Origin of the sequence: Methylophaga sp. UBA3192 (assembly GCA_002363955.1) — a bacterium.
Classification (GTDB): domain Bacteria; phylum Pseudomonadota; class Gammaproteobacteria; order Nitrosococcales; family Methylophagaceae; genus Methylophaga.
Map to the genome: position 1 here is coordinate 39,013 of DEXE01000002.1, position 18,961 is coordinate 57,973.

16 protein-coding genes are annotated in these 18,961 nt (G+C 44.3%); 3 read left to right on the forward strand and 13 right to left on the reverse strand.

Annotation, left to right across the window (positions count from 1 at the left end):
- Positions 1-4: 4 nt before the first annotated feature.
- The 3 genes from B2337_RS00255 to B2337_RS00265 all read left to right on the forward strand — a co-directional run bounded on the left by B2337_RS00255 (position 5) and on the right by B2337_RS00265 (position 3,308).
- Positions 5-2,347: a nitric oxide reductase activation protein NorD gene (locus B2337_RS00255; RefSeq protein WP_292414883.1), complete on the forward strand. Its 2,343-nt coding sequence runs from the start codon at positions 5-7 to the stop codon at positions 2,345-2,347.
- 274 nt (positions 2,348-2,621) lie between these two features.
- Complete coding sequence (locus B2337_RS00260; RefSeq protein ID WP_292414885.1) at positions 2,622-2,933, forward strand: hypothetical protein; 312 nt, start codon at positions 2,622-2,624, stop codon at positions 2,931-2,933.
- A 9-nt stretch (positions 2,934-2,942) separates the two neighbouring features.
- The gene (locus tag B2337_RS00265; protein WP_292414887.1) at positions 2,943-3,308 is read left to right on the forward strand and encodes a hypothetical protein; all 366 of its coding nucleotides are present in this window, start codon (positions 2,943-2,945) and stop codon (positions 3,306-3,308) included.
- Between the two features lie 19 nt (positions 3,309-3,327).
- Here the strand turns inward: B2337_RS00265 and B2337_RS00270 are convergent, their stop codons facing one another.
- The 13 genes from B2337_RS00270 to B2337_RS00330 all read right to left on the reverse strand — a co-directional run bounded on the left by B2337_RS00270 (position 3,328) and on the right by B2337_RS00330 (position 18,909).
- Positions 3,328-7,575, reverse strand: a complete 4,248-nt coding sequence (locus B2337_RS00270) for an EAL domain-containing protein (protein ID WP_292414888.1) — start codon at positions 7,573-7,575, stop codon at positions 3,328-3,330.
- A gap of 110 nt (positions 7,576-7,685) precedes the next feature.
- Complete coding sequence (locus B2337_RS00275) at positions 7,686-8,684, reverse strand: vWA domain-containing protein (RefSeq protein WP_292360646.1); 999 nt, start codon at positions 8,682-8,684, stop codon at positions 7,686-7,688.
- Between the two features lie 11 nt (positions 8,685-8,695).
- Positions 8,696-9,268, reverse strand: coding sequence for a hypothetical protein (locus B2337_RS00280; protein WP_278355624.1), 573 nt, complete (start codon positions 9,266-9,268; stop codon positions 8,696-8,698).
- Positions 9,265-10,242: a vWA domain-containing protein gene (locus tag B2337_RS00285; RefSeq protein WP_292414889.1), complete on the reverse strand. Its 978-nt coding sequence runs from the start codon at positions 10,240-10,242 to the stop codon at positions 9,265-9,267. Before B2337_RS00285 ends, B2337_RS00280 begins: the two co-directional genes overlap by 4 nt.
- On the reverse strand, positions 10,239-11,207 hold the full coding sequence (locus B2337_RS00290; protein WP_278355622.1) for a hypothetical protein: 969 nt from the start codon (positions 11,205-11,207) through the stop codon (positions 10,239-10,241). Before B2337_RS00290 ends, B2337_RS00285 begins: the two co-directional genes overlap by 4 nt.
- Positions 11,197-11,976, reverse strand: a complete 780-nt coding sequence (locus B2337_RS00295; protein ID WP_292360641.1) for a hypothetical protein — start codon at positions 11,974-11,976, stop codon at positions 11,197-11,199. Before B2337_RS00295 ends, B2337_RS00290 begins: the two co-directional genes overlap by 11 nt.
- A gap of 47 nt (positions 11,977-12,023) precedes the next feature.
- Entirely contained in the window at positions 12,024-13,058 is a 1,035-nt protein-coding gene (locus B2337_RS00300; protein ID WP_278355620.1) for an AAA family ATPase, read from the reverse strand.
- Positions 13,059-13,140: 82 nt separating this feature from the next.
- Complete coding sequence (locus B2337_RS00305; protein WP_278355619.1) at positions 13,141-13,416, reverse strand: hypothetical protein; 276 nt, start codon at positions 13,414-13,416, stop codon at positions 13,141-13,143.
- A 126-nt stretch (positions 13,417-13,542) separates the two neighbouring features.
- Positions 13,543-14,127 carry a cytochrome c(L), periplasmic gene (gene moxG / locus B2337_RS00310; protein WP_278355618.1) on the reverse strand — a complete coding sequence of 195 codons (585 nt, stop codon included), beginning with the start codon at positions 14,125-14,127 and terminating at the stop codon, positions 13,543-13,545.
- A gap of 48 nt (positions 14,128-14,175) precedes the next feature.
- Entirely contained in the window at positions 14,176-15,045 is an 870-nt protein-coding gene (gene moxJ, locus B2337_RS00315) for a methanol oxidation system protein MoxJ (protein WP_278355617.1), read from the reverse strand.
- A 104-nt stretch (positions 15,046-15,149) separates the two neighbouring features.
- The gene (locus tag B2337_RS00320; RefSeq protein WP_278355616.1) at positions 15,150-17,036 is read right to left on the reverse strand and encodes a methanol/ethanol family PQQ-dependent dehydrogenase; all 1,887 of its coding nucleotides are present in this window, start codon (positions 17,034-17,036) and stop codon (positions 15,150-15,152) included.
- 203 nt (positions 17,037-17,239) lie between these two features.
- Positions 17,240-17,893, reverse strand: coding sequence for a response regulator transcription factor (locus B2337_RS00325; protein ID WP_292414890.1), 654 nt, complete (start codon positions 17,891-17,893; stop codon positions 17,240-17,242).
- Positions 17,894-17,940: 47 nt separating this feature from the next.
- Entirely contained in the window at positions 17,941-18,909 is a 969-nt protein-coding gene (locus B2337_RS00330) for a sensor histidine kinase (RefSeq protein WP_292360638.1), read from the reverse strand.
- Positions 18,910-18,961 lie beyond the last annotated feature (52 nt).

The following is an 18,961-nucleotide window of genomic DNA, read 5'->3' on the forward strand; positions in this document are numbered from 1 at the left end:
CATCATGAGCGTCAATCTAAACGATTACCGCGAACAGCTTGAAAAGACAGCGCCCGAGCTGGCACATACCTTGGACAGTACTTTCCAGGATGCGGCCAGAATCATGTCGCCTGCTGGTTTACAGGAGTATATGGAAGGTGCCAAAGGGCTGGCAGATCTGGGCCGTGGTAAAGAACTGGTGATCGCCTTTCTGGAAGATATTCCACAAGTCGTCAAAGAATGTGGTGAAGATGTCATTCGTGATTGCATCAATGCGGCGATGAAATTATCGTCAATGACCTCAGGTGAGGTCATTGCACTGATGATTCATAGTCTGCCAACGGCTGCCCGGCGGTTGGGCGATCCGGAGTTATTACGCGGTTATTTAAACCTGATTCATCAGCTGTCAGCCAAATCTTCCCGTGGCTTAAGACCTATGCTGGGTATTATGGATGAATTATTGTCCAAACTTACTTTGTCCGGTTTACGTCGCTGGGCCAACTTTGGTGCCGAAGCCTACCGGCGCGACTTGAATAACCTGGTCAAATACTTTGCCCTGGAAACCGCTGACAGCAAGAAAATGCTGCAGAAGGAACGCCGTGGCACGTTGTTTATTGATACTCAACGCAAACTGAATTTTTATCTGCGGGCATTATGGGGCAGGGATTTTTTTCTGCGACCCACCGCAGCAGATTACGAAGGATTCAAACCTTATATCGACCATTTTGTGATGCATCTTCCGGATGCTGTGGATGATATTGAAGGTGTCAGTGGTCTGGCGCTCTATCGGGCTCAGGCCGCCCATCTGGCAGCCCATATTCAATATACCCGAGCACCGATTTCCGCCGAACAACTCAGCCCGGCGCAGCTGTTTTTTATCGGACTAGTGGAAGACGCCCGCGTTGAATATCTGGCGATACAGGATTTCCCCGGTCTGCAGAAGCTCTGGGGCAACCTGTTAAATGTTGAACAAAGTCAGAATGTGGAACATGCTGGCCTGTTAAAACTCGAACAATTCGCCCGTTGCCTGCATGATGCATCACTTAAAAATGATGATGAGCAATTGGATGCTTTAGCGGTCAGGTTTCATGAAAACATTGCAACTCAATCTCAGAATAACCAGTTCAGCTGGGATCTGGGAATGGAGCTGTTTCATGTGTTTGCCGAAAAGCGCGAGGTGCCCAGTTTACGAATATTAGAATCCATTCGTTTGCCTTATCGCGACGATAACCGTTTTGTCTGGGAGTTTGAAGAATTCGATTTTCTGGCGCACGGGGCTGAATATATTCCGGCCAGCCAGCGGCAGGTTCGCAGATATGTCAGCGCCGTTGAAATGGCCAATGAAGTGGATTGTGAGCTGGCCGGCGATGATGCCCAGGAAATCTGGATCTGCTCAACCAAATTCATGCCATATGAAGATGCCGGTGAAGCCACGGTCAGCTTTAATGAGATGTGGGGTAAAGATCCCGTCTCCGAACCCTATCATTATCAGGAATGGGATTATCAGGTACAGCTTTATCGTCCGGATTGGAGCACGGTCTATGAATATCGTCCCAAAAAAGGCGATCCGGATGACATCGATAACATTCTGCAAGAATACAAACCGGTGGCACATCGTATCCGGCAGATCATCGACTTATTGTCACCGGCCGGAGTACAACGGGTTCGCAATATGGAAGATGGTGATGAGATTGATATCAATGCTGCAGTTGATGCGATGATTGCCATCCGTATGGGCGAGCAACCCAATACTCGGATTACCATGAGGAATGTCATTAAAAATCGGGATCTGGCGGTGACGGTGCTGCTGGACTTATCTGAATCTACCAATGATGTAATAGAAGGCAGTGACAAGACGGTTCTGGATTTGACGCGTGAAGCAGCAACCCTGGTGGCTACAGCCATCAATGGCATCGGTGATCCCTTTGCGATTCATGGCTTTGCCTCGGATGGCCGGCATGATGTGCAATATTTCCGCTTTAAAAATTTCAATCAGCCTTTTGATGATGAAGCAAAATCAAGGCTGGCGGGGATGAAGGGTGGTTTATCGACACGAATGGGCGCCGCGATGCGTCACGCGGCACAACACCTGCTAAAACAACCGGAACGCCGCAAATTATTATTGCTGGTCACCGATGGTGAACCTTCGGATATAGATGAGCGCGATCCACAACATTTACGACATGATACCCGCAAGGCCGTGGATGAATTATGGAGCCGCGGTGTGATGACCTATTGTCTGACGCTTGATGCGAATGCTGATAGTTACGTTAAACGAATTTTTGGTGAAAATAACTACACGATCATCGATCATGTTGATCGTTTACCGGAAAAATTGCCTACTTTATTTGCCAGCCTGACCCGTTAGGGCTTGTTGATCTTTCATCTCCGCCTCTGTTGTGAGCTGAAAAAGCGTCAATCAAGGCACGAGGAGCGCTTTTTAGTTGTTCTAAATAAGTGACGAGCAACGAAGAGTGGCGTTTTTCAGTCACAACCCAAAGGGCTGGGGCTATTTTTCCGCCCTACGGCGTTGGAAATGACTTATGTAGAACAACTACATCGCATCATTTCCGTCTTGTAGGACGAAAAAATAGCCGCCAGCAGTGGTGGATATGAAAGATCAACAAGCCCTAGGAAAAATCATGAAAGATCAAAAACGTTACGTTGGTATTGATAAGGAAATTAATGGTGCGATGACCGATACCGGCAAAATCATTCGGGATGCCTGGGTATTCGGTTTGATCCCGGAAACGGAAACCTGTGAAGGCTGGCTGGCGGCCGGATTAGAAGATTTGTGGCGCAAGGTCAATCTCGAATGGGAAAAATATGGCTTTCGGGTGGCGAATCTGCCACCGGAAATGCAGCAGAATTTTATGCGTATTCATAATTCTGCTTTTGCTCAAGCCAAGCAGGCCGGCTGGGACGCCGAGCGAGATCTTATCGACGAAGTCTGAAGAGTCTCGATGTATACCCGACATCTTGAGATTCCGGTTTTTGAAACTCGACATGTCTGGGTAGAAGCCGTTTTATTCAATCAGGCTCAGCGGGTATCAAAGCTTTTTCCAGATGGCTTACGCTTTGCGATTCCTGAGTTAAAAACGCTTGAACTGATAGTGCAACGTGATGCATGGATTATTGTAGATAAAGCGTTAAATGACGTTCCTGTAGCCGCCTGGTTGGAGTTTGAAACACGGCATCGGGACAATTTACATTTACCGGTTAATTGTCATCTGCGTTTATTCCATGTTCATGCCGGACTGGTATTAAAAAGAGCTCAGCAAGGCATGCTGGAAAATCTGAGTGCCATCCTAAAATCTACCAGTAAGTAAATATAGCCATAATCGTTGATTACCACTGGGATGGTGATGCCAGAATGGTCTGTACTTCTGCATATAACTTTTGCAGGTCTGCAATGCCCTTTCGGGCTGATTCAGTCTCGTTTTCTTCAAATTGATTACGCAAACCGGCCGCGGCATGAAACAGTTCGTAATAGGCCAGTTTGAGTCGATCCAGCCAGAACTGGTTAAACAATTCCTCCTGCTTGCCTTGCTCCAGCCAATGTGTGAAGTGACTGCGTTTAGGATTCATTAAAGGCCAGTTGATGATTTCCGCAGGACTACTGTGAAGATTAGCAATCACCCGCTGTAACCATTGTTCCCCTTGCATTTGCATCAATGCCAGCAGTCGTTGTTGAGGCGATAATGAATTACGCGCATGGTTCAGCCAGCGTATTTCAGGTTGGTAATCCTGCATCCATTGACTTAATTTATCTGCGGGCATTGGCTGGGCAATAACGTATCCTTGTGCCATATCGCAACCTATCGTCATCAGCATTAAACCGTGCTCTATACTCTCAACACCTTCAGCAATGACCTGATGCTGAAAGGCATGACTTAAGCCAATAACACCTTCGACAATAGTGAAATCATTTGGATCATCCATAATGTCGCGGACAAAGCTCTGATCAATTTTAATCACATCGACTGGCAGATGGCGCAGATGGCTTAACGATGAATAGCCGGTACCAAAATCATCCAGGGCAATTCGGACTCCAAGCCCATTGCGACAGGTTCCGATAATTGACGAAACAGTGTGAATATCGGTTAAAACACTGCTTTCAAGAACTTCCAGCTGCAAATATTCTGCGGATAAATCGGGGTATTTCGACAGTATTCTATCGAGACTGTCATAGAATCCTGGCCACTGCAGATGATGGGCAGAAATATTGACACTGATTTCTATCTTCCGGCCCTGCTGATGAAACGTCACTAATTGTTTTAGCGTTTGGGCGATAACCCAGTTACCAATACGAATTTCCAGGTCGGTGCCAGCCAATAAACTTAAAAAAGTGGTGGGTTCCAGAATGCCCTGCTGCGGGTGATTCCAGCGGAGCAGTGCTTCAGCACCGTAAATACGTCCATTACGCATATTAATTTTAGGCTGGTAAAACAGACAAAACTGATCATTGGTAAGTGCATGATGCAAATTATCTAGCTTGCTTTGCTGGAGCAGAATTTGTTTGTCATGGATGGCATCAAACACTGAATAACGGTTACGCCCCGTCTGCTTGGCCTGATACATCGCCTGGTCAGCATGGCGCAGTAAAGTGTCTGCATCAGCTTGATCCAACGGATAAATGGTGACGCCCATACTCGCGCCCAGTTGAATAAAATCGCCGTCAATCCGGTAAGGCAGTTGGATGGTGCGTAACAATCTACTCACTAAACGCTCACAATGTTCGACTGAACTGATGTCATTGAGCAAAATAGCGAATTCGTCTCCACCTAACCGGGAAGCCGTGTCATCCAGACGGATACATGCCTTAATGCGTTGAGCTACTTCAATGAGAACCTGATCGCCGATTTCATGACCGTAAGTGTCATTTATGGGTTTAAAGCCATCCAGATCCAGAAAAATAACGGCCAGCAGGCTATGCTGACGAATGCTATGCGCTATGGCTTGTTGAAATCTGTCTGCAAATAACGTTCGATTAGGCAACTGGGTCAGCATGTCATAATGCGCCATCATTTCCAGCGCATGTTGCTGTTCTTTTATCTCGGTAATATCTGAAAATAATCCAAGGTAATGCAAGGTTTTCCCTTGCTCGTCGGATAACGTCGATATTGTCAGAAGCTCGGCAAATAATTCACCGTTTTTACGACGGTTCCATATCTCTCCCTGCCAGTAACCATTTTCTATAACGTTTTTCCAGATATCTCTGTAAAAGGCTTCACTGTGTTTCCCTGATTTGAGGATAGAAGGGTTTTGATTAATAACTTCTTCGGGGCTGTAACCGGTAATGTTACAAAATGCCGGGTTTACGTCCACAATGCGACCATCCGGGCTGGTGATTAGAATGCCTTCATGTGCCTGATGAAATACCCGGCCGGATAATTTCAGTTTTTCTTCGGCCAGTTTACGTTCACTGATGTCATAAAAAATAGTGATAAACACATTGGTCTGACCATCATTAATCGCTGTGCTTGAAATCAAAACATGCTTGGTTTGTTGTTGATGGGTCATGACTTTAACTTCAACTGCTTCACCACGGTAGGGAAGTCGCTGTTGCAATGCCTCCGCTACAAACTCATCCCAGGTCTGTTTAGTGAGTTGACGATAGGATGGATCCGGATATGCTTTTTCAAGCCATGCTGCCAAGCTGGGTAAGTCTTCAAGTGCGTAACCAAAACTCTCAACAAAGGCTTTATTTACAAAAATAATTTTACTTTTACCATCACTCAGAATATGCGGGATAGGCGATGCGTTTACGATACTGCGTAATTTGGATTCATTACGCGCTAATGCCTGGCCAGATTGTTTGAGGCGATAGATCCAGAACGCAAAAACCATAATAATAGCGACTATAGTCAAGGCAATTTTGATGAGGGTTGCTTTTGAAATACCACTGTTAATGCTTAGCCCCATCCAGGATTGTTCGATTCGTTGTCTTTCTTCTGCCGAAATACTGGCCAAAACCTTATTTATAATAGATTGCAAGTGGGGATGTCTGGGATTGATACCCATTCGATAAGCGTTGTATTGCTGAGTTTGTCCGGCAAATTGCAAGTTGATCAGGTTGGCCTGTTTGATCGCGTAATTGGCATATGCAGCGTCTCCAACATACGCATCAGCTTCGCCTGTAGCGACTTTTTTCAGGGCTTCTGTTGTCGTTTCAGTGAGTAACAGGTTAATTTCAGGATAATTCAATGCCAGGTTTTCCTGAACATGATAGTTTTTCTCCACCGCCACAGTTTTACCCTTCAGATTTTCCAGAGTACCGATATAGCCAAAGCGGTTAGCATTGACGATGACAACAGGATTGGTGATGTAAGGCTGGCTGAACAATAAATATTCTGAGCGTTCAGGACTCATATTCAAACAAGACAGCATATCCAGTTCACCACGTTTTGCCATCGCGATAATCTCATGCCATGGTTTATCAGTGATGATCTCAAACTCTATACCGAGCTTGGCTTGCAGTAGCTGAATATACTCTGCCGCCAGACCTTGATAGTTGTTTTCGCTGTTAATCCACTCATAGGGAGCAAAGGCGCGATCAATGCCGAGTTTGATGACAGGATTCTCTTCCAACCAGGATTGTTCTTCAGGACTCAGTCTTAGCGCGGCATTGGATTGGTAAATAAAGCCCTCTAATTGTGATTCAGAAAGTGCCGGAGCAATATTTAAACGTTCATATATTTGTGCGCTGCGACGTAAACGGGCTGGATCCAGCTGTCCTAAGGGGATCAGGTCGGGCAATATCAGTTTTTGGATTTCTCTGAATTCATGTTTGAGTTGTTCCAGGCTGGCATCACTGCCATATTGATTGATAATCAAGTCAATAATTTCATCGGGATTATCCAGTGCATAGCGCCAGCCCTTTAATGTCGCCCGGCGGAAACGTTCAGCGCGGCCAGGATTGTTGCGCAGCTCCCGGTCACCTGTAAATAAAATATCCCCATAAAAATCAAAGCCATAGCTTTGAGGGTTGATGATGTTAACCGTAACGCCAAGCTGATTCAAAGCAAAAAGCTGATCGGTCCGATAAATTGACATCACATCGACACGATCATTGATAAAACTATCAAGCTGCTGATCCTGTGGAATAAGTTTGTAGTCTTCCGAGGATATGCCGGCATCAGCGAACATGGCGAGGAATACGGCATCATTTCCTGCTGAATCATCAAACATGATTCGTTTGCCTGTCATTTCATAGGGACTGACAATGCCCGACTGGGCTTTGCTTATCAGCACTAATGCATCATGCTGAAATATGGCAGCTAATGCCCTGATTGGGCTGCCATCAGCATATTCTGCTAACAAGCCAATACCGCCAACGCCATAGTCAGCACGACCACTGGTCACTTCGTTAATGACGCTGATACCGGGATGACGTTCGCGGAGAGAGACTTCCAGACCTTCCTGCTGGTAAAAACCTTGCTGAATAGCCGCATAAAAACCGGCAAACTGAAATTGATGACGCCATTTAAGTTGTACCGTTACAGATTCCGTCGATGCTGCTTTAACCTGGCCGAGCAAGCTGGTAAGCAGGATAAACAGTAACAATAAAGTTAAATTGTAAGGCGTGACGCGCATGAGATTCGTCTTGGAATAACATGCTGATAATAACAAGAATTTTAATTCTTTGACGGATTAATCGGTATCTGGATTGCTGGTCGTTATAATTTTAATCGGGCCAAGTACAATCAACTGGCGGTTTTACGAAATGGTTTTACGCTTTTGTTCCTTTTAAAGGAGAACCCGTTTTCAGGTAAATACGCTAAAAACAAAAAGATCAGTGATAAAGCGGCAGGGATAAAACTTAAATCTGTTTGCCGGATATGCCGCTGGGAAAAGTCTTCATGCGTTAATGCGTTATATAACTGATTGGCCGTTTGCAAGTGATGATAATGAAGTTTTGCCGGTTCAGCCAGTGATTTCAGATATTCCTCTTTCACACTGGAAAGATGTTCATTACCAGCACGGGATTGATTTCCCCACGGGGCATTTCTGGGGACATATCCTTCGATTTTACTGGGATCTTCAGGTAAACCAAAAGTCGTGCCCTGTGGCACATCCTCTGCTGTATAGAAGCCAATCTGGATGCCGTCTTCATCATATTTTGGGATCCGGCTCAAAGCATGATCACCGGTGCCGACAATCAGTCCACGAATTCGCTTTTGAGCATTATTATCGGCAGATTGTAATTCAGCCAGGTCGGGGGCATATCGCATATTCATCGGAGGCGCTTCCTGACCATCCGTAAAAAATACCAGGGTCGTGTTTTCAATTTCAACAGTACGCATCAACTCAAGCGTATTGGTTAAAGCCAGAATAATATTGCTGTCAGCCACCCAGGCCATTCGCCAATCGATACGCCTGATGCTCTCACGGATTTCCGGATAGTCTGCACAGACCTCCATTGGCGTGTAGAGCAGCGTCGGCATACGTTCGGTGAACACACCCAGTCCCACACGCGAGCCACAGGGCAGTTTTTGGATGGCAATCAATGCATCTGCTTTAACTTTTTCCAGTCTGCTGACAGGGTCACCATTGTCATTCTGATAATCCTGTACATTCATGCTGCGTGTAATGTCCACCATAAAAAAATAATCATATTTTTTGCTGGGAAAGGGCAGATTTGGCATTAAAACAGCAATTAGCAGCAGTGAGGCTGAACTGATAAGTAACCAGATGGATTTCATATTGCCAACACCTAGGGTAGACCAATCGGAAAACCAGGCATGGCGGACCATAATTCTGTACTGGCATCCTGCGACTCTTCACTGATCGTGACATCACCCATTGGTAAGTCTCGGGATAAACGTTGTGCTGCCTCCAGATTGTATTTGGCTTCCCAGAAAGTCGGCTGATTTTTCAATGCTGATCGATAAAAGTCTTTTGCCACATCCGCCATTGCAACAGCACGATCGACGGAGAGGTTCTCCGCTAAATCTATTGCTTGAATCAGATACAGATTGCCCAGGTTATAGTGAATATGAACCCGTTGTTGCTGGTTGGCCAGTCGTTCCGTACCACTATAGGTTTCCACTGCTTCATCAAACAAATTTAATCTACGCTGCAGATGTGCATAGGCGATTCTGACTTCAGGAGACTGCATATTTAATTTATCGAGATCAACCATTTCACCTTGATTAAGCAAAGTAATTTGCTGATTGATTTGTTGTCGTTGTTGTAAAGTGACAATACTGAAAGCCAACCCAATCAAAACTAAGATCAGCAACAAACTGACCAGATAAATAAGTTTGTTTCGGTTTAAAAAGATCATTTTGCCTCCAGCGATTTAATGCCTACTAAAATAATAACGGCAAACAGAGCGCCTAAAAAACATAAACGTGTTAAATCGTTGCGGGGGATAAGTTCGTTGTAGACCAGAGGCAAACTTTCCAGATCATCCAACTGATCAATAGCTGCTTCCAGAGATTCCGGGGTATCCACTTCATAAGCGTGATAGGGGATCGGCAGAGTACGAAAAAACTGATCCAGATACCTTTCCGGCATGACTCTTGGGTTGTCATCTCGTGGTGTTTCCGGTTCAGAAGTGATACCTAGACCGTTTTCGGTACGCAGAAAAAACCAATATAAACGAACTTGATAGCGTTCAAACCATTCACGAAGTACCCTCTGAGCACGATGATCCAACGTGGCGGCACCATCAGAGACCAGTACGATCACACGGGATCCGGTATGAGGTTGATCCTGAAAGTAGCTCAATCCCATGCCAAGCCCTTTGGCGACATTGGTAAATGCCAACCCGGGGCTGGTCAGACTGTTTATCGCGGCTTGTGTTGCTGACTTGTGTTCTGTTAATGGACTGATAAAAAAAGGCTGGGTACTAAATCCCACAACACCAAATAAATCGTGTGGGCGTTCGTCAACAAAGTTGGATAACAACCGACGGGCAACCTGACTTTTAGCTGGGGTATCCTCATCCGGGACCTTGCCACCAAATGTTTCATTCATACTGGCGCTACGATCCAAAACAAACACGATATGTGCCCCTGTTCCAGTGCGTGTGAACGATTTTTCAGATTGATAAAGTCCTGCTAAACCTAACACAATGCCGGTAAACGCCATGACTCCCAGCAGTTTAATAAACCGGTTAATCCAGCGGGTGGCATCTGAAGCTGGAATTAAATGATTCCAACTCGCTTTGCGCTTACGGAAAATTCCACCCAGAACAGGCAACACAGCTAACAGCAATAATAAAAGCGCCCATGGCTGGGCAAATGCTATGTTCATGATTTTTTCAGTGCCAGTTTTTCAGCGCCGGCTAATTGTCTGCAAAGTATTAGTAGTTGATCGAAGTCACTGGGAGAAGCCTTTTTTTGTTCTGAATAAAGCGTTTCAGCAGATGACTGGAAGAAATTATCAATTTCTTCCTTATAGGCCAGTAACTCCGGATGCTGCAATACAAAATCATCTGTCTGGTGGGCGAATAATGCCTGTTTTGCTCTGCGATTAAAGGCCTGATGTACCGCTTGTAAGGCTTGAGTAAAAGCGGACTTCTCCGCATGATATTTACGAAGTTTTTTGACCTGGTGGTAAGCCTGTTGAAAAGGTGAACGGGTAAAAGCAAACAGATAACCTTTTAAACTTAGCCAGAACAAAACGAGGATGATAAAGCCAGTCGCTAAGATCCAGATTTGTTCTTGCAAGTCATCAGTTGGAACCGTTATAGGACGTAAATCTGCTTTCATAAAAGCATTTTGGGTTGAATCACTGGCTACGCCGCGAGGAGCAATTTCTTTAAGCGGTGACATAGTAAAACCCCAAGCCGGTATGACAACAGGGTGAGCCTTGTCATCCGCATTAAAACGTATCGTAAATGATGGAATAACTAATGCTCTGACATCTAAAGGGGCATAAAATGTTTGAAAGGTGAAATGCAGTCGATAGCGACGCATCTGAGCGTTTTCAGCGATCAGTGCATAATCACTATTGAGCAGTTCTAACCAGTAATCTAATTCACCATCCGGGGGAAGTGAGGCGGGAGTCAAGCTATAGTCGGCAGGTACTTGAACAACGTAATAATGTTCAATGATGTCGCCTACCAGAATCCCGAAGTCCCGCCCCAGGGACTGTTCGACAATACCGGTACGGACTGGATTGGCATGAATAGGGCAGGTAAACATAAGCAACATCAGAGTCAGAGCAACGAAGTTTCTTGTATCCATTTTATGTTTGAAAAACAGATTAATGCCCATGAAAAAACTCACTCAGGTTTTGTGCTGAAAATTGATCAATCAACCAAAATGCTCTGCTGTTGTGGCGTTGAAATTGATTATTAAGAAATATTTTTCGGTCAGCAAAAGTCGATTCGATAAGCTTTTTTTGTTTTGGCGTAACAAAAATCAGACGATTTTCATCCGTTTCTGCATCACGGATTTGCACAAATCGCCATAACGGAAAATTTTCATATTCTGTTGAACGCCATATAACAATCGGCACCAGGTAATGTCCGGATAATGTATTCAACACCTGATTAAGTTTTTCGTTGCTCCAGTGAAAATCAGAGAGCAAAAAAATTAGCGAGCGACGCTTGGGTAATAAGCGTTCTAGATCTTTAAACGCCCGGGCGGTGTTGTGACGGGACAAATTTTCACTTGGAGAATAATGTTGGTATAGCAAATCTGAATCCGTTACAGAATGAATCGAGTTGCTGAATAAATAACTTTGATAATTGTCATTTCTCGCAGCAACCGAACAGGAAATGCTTCTCTCGCTCAAGCTCAGCAGATCAACTTTCCCGGGAATAGCCATTGAGTCAGAACCATCAATAAAAGTGAGTACATCGAGTTTGCTGCGTTGACGAAAGGTTTTGACATAAATGGATTCAAACGGATCGGTCACACTGCTTGCCAGATCAATTCGGGCGGGATTTGGATCGGCTAGAAAAACAGATTTTTTGTAAAAATCACTACCCGGTCCCTGACGTTTACTTTTATGTTCACTTTCACGTAAGGCGTTCAACAAAAATGGGGTCTTGTAATCAAATACAAGGTGTTGAATATCGTGCTGCATCATGGGGATGGGATAGTATTAAGGACGCTGCTGATCAGTTCTTCAATAATTGCTTCACCGTTATAGTTATAAACCGGATTAATAAAAATGCGGTGCTTGCTGATCGCTCTTATAACAGCATGAAAATCTTCAGGTATTACATTATTGCGTTGTTTTAACCAGGCATGAGCTCTTGCACTTCGGGCTAAATAACTAATTCCACGAGGCCCCATCCCACCTAAGACTAACTTTGATGAATCGGTATCACTGATCTTAATATCATAATCCTGTGGTCTTCGCAGGGCCTGGCAAAGATGGTAACCATAATCCTGAATTGCCCCACTGGTATGAATCTGGGCTTGAATCATAACGGCAATATCATTTAACTGATTAAACGGTAAAACCGCTTTGTCAGCACTGTCGACTAATTTATCGGCATCGTAGTAACGTGTGTTAAACATTAATTCTTTCAGTTGGGCTTCGGCCCTGGGTTGCTTTATATGCAGTTCCATCATAAAACGATCACGGGCAGCAGCTGGCAATTCGAATGTTTCATCTTTTTCGATACGGTTTCGATCAGCAAACACTTGCAGATGTGGAAAGTGAAACGTTTTGTTAAATGCACTGACGCTGCGTTCTGCCATCACTCGAAGCAGTAGCGAATGTACTTGAGGTCGGGCGCGATTGATTTCGTTAAAGAAAAAGATGGATAAATCTTCACCGTGTTTAAGTAATGGGCCTTCACTGACAGCGGGTTTGCCATCACTGGCAATATGGGTGTAATACACCAGATCATGGGGCATTAAATCTATCGTGCCTTCAATACGCTCAAAATCCCCCCCCAGACTCTCCGCTGCTGCCCGTAACAAAGTAGTTTTACCTACTCCAACATCACCTTCCAGCAAAATATGGCCTCGGCAGAATATTGCTAAAACCATCAATTCAATGATGTTTTCCTGGCCTAGGATTGTCTGGTTAATATTGTTTTGTAGAGTGATTGCTTGATGATGCCAATCGTTTAAGTAGTTATCAGATTGAGTAGCAGCGTTGCTCATTTGCTTTATGCCTGGACGGGGAATGGACGATGGAGTTATAAATAAAAAAGAGGCCAGCTTTTACACTGGCCTCTACGTGGGTTTAGTAAGACCATTTACCCGTTTTTTTGAAATTTTCTACACGCTTTGCATTACGTGCTTCCATAGCTTCCATGGCACTGGTTTGTTTATCCAGCTCAGCTTGGCTATGTTTAGGATCATATTTAGACCCTTTAATTTTTTCAGGGAATCCTGGCTTAGCTTCCCAGCAGTTTCCTGATGCTTTGCATTTTGTGCCATCGTAAGCCATTGCTGACATGCCGAAGGTTAACAATAATGCTGTCGCGCCAGTTACGGCTAATGTTTTAATTTTCTTCATATTTCTCTCCTTTTGGTTTTGACAACATAATGTTTGATAGCCAGGCTGCCCTGAGCTGGCTGAGGCCAAGCTATCAACCACTAATCTTTAAAATCTGTCTTTATCATTCAAAATAATTAATTTTAATTAATGAGTTTTGTTGAAGTTTTCTAAAGCTTCTCTAAACTCTTCAGGCATTTCTGCTGGAACCAGATTGGCGCGTTCTTCCTCAGACAGCCATAATGCTTTTTCTGGATCATCCCAATAAACACTGCGAACGTAAGCCATAACATGCAGAATTTCATCAATGCTCAGGTTATTTCGTTGAGGTCCCATCATCGCGCGGGCACCGTCATAAATGATTTCAAAGAAACCTTTATCGTAGCGGCCTGCTGGGTATGTCCAGTAGGCATCTCCTAATGCCGGTCCCAGCTTGCCTTCAACATGATGACCATGACAGCCTGAACATGCTGTCATATAAAGGTCTTGTCCGATTGTGATGGCTTCTTCATCCTGGTTGTATAAGTTTTCTGCTGTTTCCATAAAATGTTTTACGGCTTCAGTTTCTTCACCTTTTTTACCAAATGAAAAATCAATCACTTCACCTGTTGTGGCATTACGAAAGGTTACTTGTGCCTCTGCAGTCATTGGTGTCAAGCTGACGACGGTTATCATTGATAAACCCAGTAGACAAGCTGCTTTACTGGTTAAAATCTTTACATTGTTAATCATAGTGTTTAAGTAATCCTGTTAAATTGAAAGAGACTGCGTAACTACGCATCAAAGCAGTGGAATCCCTTCTTTTTTGAGGATGGCAGTTATCTTTGGTGCTGCAGCTGCCAACCCTTTATTGATAGCTTCAAGTAAAGCTTTATCATCTTCACGTACGGCTACAGATTGATCGTAATGCTGAACAATTCCTTCACCACTTTTAAGTTCGCCTATTTCTGGTGTTAAAACCATTTCTAAAGGTGTATCTGAATCACGTACATAACGGGCAACTTCCGGGGCCCACAGATGGGCGATATCCCCATTTCCAGAGGTTACTTCTCCGATTAACTTACTAGGCTCAAGACGGATATACTTATTACGTGGAGATTTGAAGCCAGCCAGTGATTTGGTGTAATTGAAATTACCTTCATATTTGCCCACTTCCCGAAGCATTACTTCTGATGGGCTGCCAGGCACGACAACAAAGCGATTCAGCTTTTGAATGTCAGGACTATCCCAGTCGCTGATGTCCAGATTCTTATCGGCACGATAAACAAATACATAGCCCGATTTGTAGTAAGGGTTGCTGGTGGCAACGCGTGGGTCATCAGTATCCACCCCCATAACCACATCGCACTCATTCTTTAATAAATGTTCTGTCACTAAGAAAATCGCCGCTTTGTCAGACCAGACAAATTCCAAAGGCATGTCCATACTTTCAGAAAGAGCTTTAGCGATTTCGTTTTCGAAACCTTGTTGCTGCTTATTTGAGTAAGGCATTTCATTACCAGCCGCGCAGACTTTTAAGGTTTCAGGTAATTCGCTGTTTGCTTGTGCAGGAGTCAATACCGTAAGCAGTGAAGCCATCAGCAGGCTGCAATGGGTTAATAATTTTGTACTGACTTTGTTTTTATTGGTTTTACAATCGTTGTTTAACATGTCTTACACTCTCAGAAGGGGCTGGCAACACAATCGTTGTGCTGCCAGCCGGATTGAATACGACGATATAACTTGATATCCCAAGTTATATAGCGAGTCAGTGATTACATTTCGTACTCACCAACACTCAGATCGTCGTAAGGTCCTTTACCATCCAGAGCAAAGACCATCAGACCACCACCCATTTGGGTGTTACGTGCCAGTTCTTTAAAGGCACCTACAGCACCCAGACCAGCAGATGGGTCATTCAAGTCAAAGACCAGACCAACGGCAGGCCAACCACCTACACCGTAGTTAATGGCAACGTACTGAATACCATTGTTGGTGTAAGTCATTGGATGGCCGATAGCGCCTGAAGGAAGTTTGAATTTCCACAGCAAGTCACCGTTGTCTGCATCACGCGCTTTGATGAAGCCATCGAGAGTTCCGTAGAATACCAGGCCACCAGCTGTTGCCATGGTGCCGCCCCAGATTGAGAATTTTTCCATTTTTTCCCAAGCGAACTCACCTGTAATAGCGTTGTAGGCTTTAACCTGGCCAGAACCGATACCACGTTGACGATCACCTTTAGGTCCAGGATAGCTCCATACGTTTGCACCTACGAAGAATTGACCCGCACGATAAGGCAGCATGAACGGTTCCCAATCCATACAAAGATGATTGATACCTAAGTAGAAGTTTTGTCTTTCAGGATCGTAAGAATCCATACCCTGGTTGTGGAAACCCATGGCTGAAGGACAGATGTCACGTGAACGGTGACCCATTCTGGTGCTGAATTCCGGGTCACGAATTGGCAGACCTGTTTCCAGATCAACTTTTTTCACCCAGTTTGCAGTGTCATCCATTTTGTCTGCAGAAACCAAATCACCTGTTTCACGATCCAGCGTGTAGATAATGCCGTTACGATCAGGATGAGTCAGCAATTTACGCATTTTGCCGCTTTTGTCTTTTTGCTCGGAAAGCATCATGACGTTAACGCCAGCGTAGTCCCACTCATCATGAGGTGTTTTCTGGTAACCGAATTTGGCTAAACCGGTATCCGCATCACGACCCCAGATAGTCATGGTCCATTTGTTATCACCTGGACGCATGGTTTCGTTCCATGGAGCAGGGTTACCTGAACCGTAATAGAACATTTCTAAATCAGGGTCGTATGCATACCAGCCCCAGTTTGTACCACCACCGATTTTCCAGGCATCATCTTCCCAGGTTTTCAGACCCAGATCTTTTTGGCCGTAATGTGGGTTAGCACTGTTAAAGTCTTTTGCTAAACCAATTTCATCATCAGGACCGGTTGCATACCAACGCCATACCATTTCACCTGTGTGGATATCAAAAGCAGTGACATAACCACGAACACCCAGTTCAGCACCAGAAGAACCTTGGATGACCAGGTCTTTAACAACAAATGGTGCTTGTGTTTGTGTTTGACCAACACTGATATCACCATTTTCAACCTGCCAATGCACTTCACCGGTTTCGGCATTCAATGCAACAACGTGACCATCCAGCTGACTTTTCAAGATCATTGCCGGAGTTTTGTCATCACCTGGCCAGTAAGCCAGACCACGGTTAACCACGTCACAACAGGCAACTGCACGGGCAGCGGGATCCTGTTTTGGTTTGTGTTCCCAGACAATGGTGCCTGGATCTTTTAAGTTGATTGCAAAGGTATTGTTTGGAAAGGGTGAATGAATGTACATCATGTCACCAATAACCAGAGGAGCACCTTCATGACCACTTAAAACACCTGTGGAGAAAGTCCAGGATGGCGCCAATTTACTGACGTTCTTTTTATTGATTTGTTTTGAAGTACTGTAGTGGTCAGCAGAATAGTTTTTACCCTGCATAACCCAGTTAGCTTCATCCTTTTGAAGTTCAACCAGCTTGTCATTGGCGAATGCAGCGCCTACTGTCATCATGCCGATGACGGAGCTGACCAATGCAGCTGAACCGGTTTTAGATAACCGGCTTAGTTTTTTCTCTCTCATATATCCTCCTATTTTAACTGGATGTCAGCTTGCGCTGACCCTGTGTCTCAACACACATTCGGGAATGCGGTTGTGCACAGTGATATCATCAGTTTTTAACGGGGTTAGGGGATAGAGAGTAGCGCCATCTGTGTTGTAGGGAAGTGTTCACATAATTATCAGGGTCATGGGCTTTTCTTACGGATATTGCTGAATTTCAACCGTCATTGATTATTTGGTGGATGAATTAAACCTATTTTCTGCGCCAGAAAAATAATATCTGCAAGTTTGGTAGTACCAAGTTTTCGCATCATATTCGTCTTATAGTTGGAGACGGTTTTAGGCGCTAAGGTAAGACTTTTAGAAATTTCTTCAATGCTCATGCCCTCTGCAACCATTCTGAAAACAGCAAATTCCTGATGGGATAGCGAGTCAATTTTCTGATCGGTTTTAATCAGCTTTTCCATCGCAATAGAGCGGGCAACTTCTGCTCCAAGATAATGACGTTTTTCAGCCACCGCTTTAACGGCTTCAATCAATACATCCGAGGAGCAGGATTTAGTAATATAACCCATTGCACCTAATTCGAGAGCACGCATGGCTAACGTTGTTTCTTCATGCATACTGCAAACAAGGATGCGAGCATCCTTGTCCCGGTTGCAGATCCGTCTAACACATTCCAAGCCACCGGTTCCCGGCATCGTCAGATCGATAATGCAGACTTTAGGCTGCAATGCGATAAACGCCTGATAGCCATCCTCCGCATTTCCTGATTGACCAATTATTTGAAATCCGGCTGATTCAAGTAGTTGCTGGTAACCCTCCCTGAGGATGGCGTGATCATCTATTAATAAGATGGTAGTTCGTTGTTTATTCATTTATCTAAGTGCCTCATCACGAAAGTGAAATTTGCTCATGTTGATATTCATAACGGAATATTTAATGTTAAAACTGAACCCGTTGGTTCTGCTTGATGGAGTTTGAACAAACCATTAAGAGCATGAACCCGTTCTCTTATGCCAATGAGGCCCAGTCCTTTGCCCATGGCTTCATTGGGATCAAAGCCTTTGCCATCATCACGAATAGTCAGGCTGATATCATTTCCCTGAACGGATTTGTTCTGGGTAACCAGATCAATACAGATTTTATGGGCTTCGGCATGACGGGTTATATTAGTTAATGCTTCCTGTAAACAGCGGTAGACAGTCAGTGCGGTGTCATAATCAACAAGTCTGTCATCGACCTCAATGTTGATATTAATTTCGTATTGGGGAAATGACATTTGCCATTGTGAAATAAGATCTTCAATTGCGGCTGACAGTCCAACCGTTTCAAGACCCGGCGGTTTTAAGCTGCGCAGCTGTGAACGGGTGACATTGCGTAGGTAGCTGGCACTGTCTTGAATGGTTTTTAAAATGGATTGAAGTTTGGGATCATCTGTTTTGTATTTGATAGCCACAGAAGCATTCACATCTATTGCGGCCAGATATTGTCCAAAGACATCATGCAGCTCAGAGGCCAGGTGGTTTCGTTCTGCCTCTCTTACCTGAGTGATGTGTTTTATAAGTGCTCTGTTCTGCAATAGTAACTTGGCATTGTCAGCATTCTGTAATTCGAGTTTGGTTTTAATTTCAAGATTGCGTTTTAGTGTTTCCTGTAATTCGATATAGCGTCTCCTGCCGAACCACATCAATCCGCTGCTGAAGACCAGTAATACAAAAATAATCTCATCCAGTTGATAAAACTCACCTAATGCAGCCCAGTTAATCCAGCGCTCAGCTAAATCAAAATAGCCGGCGACAAGGTAGGTTAGCAATGATGCGACCACAATGATTGCTAAATCAATTTTGCCCCTGTTTTTCTTATCATTCAGGGATAATTTAGTTGAGATCATTTCAGGTCATGTCCATATCTAACATTTAGTTTAAACAGCTATTTTATGATGA